Below are 436 nucleotides of genomic sequence, written 5' to 3'. Positions count from 1 at the left end.
TCTCCCGCGGGGTCCGCGCCGTGTGGATGTCCGCGGGACCGACGGCCAGCCCGGCCGCACGGCACCGCGCGGCGATGCCGATGGACGAGACGCTGTCGACGCCGAGGGCGAGAAGGTCCTCGTCGGCCCCGACGTCGGCGACGCCGACCACCTGGGCGACGGCGTGCTGGACGACCTCGACCCCCGCGTCAAGGAGCTCGTCCTGCTCGCCCGTGCCCGACTCGGACCGGGTCCCTGCGGCTGCTCGGGCGACGTAGGCCTCGACGACGCGAGCGGCCGCTCTCGCGTCCGGCTTGCCGCTCACGAGCGTGGGGAGCGCGTCGACGACGACCACGAGGTCAGGTGCGGACGACCTCGGCAGGTGTTCGGCGAGGGCTGCGCGGACGTCGTCCTCCCCGAGCCCGTCCGTCGCGACGAGCGAGGCGAGCTGGACGGT

Annotated in this window: 1 protein-coding gene; it reads right to left on the bottom strand. The window is 75.2% G+C overall.

Going from position 1 to position 436, the window contains the following annotated elements; translation table 11 throughout:
* Positions 1-436, bottom strand: a 436-nt coding sequence (locus G3I78_RS48640) for a phosphopantetheine-binding protein (RefSeq protein WP_164437056.1), incomplete at both ends; no start/stop codon positions are given.

Source organism: Streptomyces sp. SID13726 (genome assembly GCF_010548375.1).
Lineage (GTDB): Bacteria > Actinomycetota > Actinomycetes > Streptomycetales > Streptomycetaceae > Streptomyces.
The sequence above is the reverse complement of the archived record's forward strand: the minus strand, read 5'-3'. Positions and strand labels throughout refer to the sequence as shown.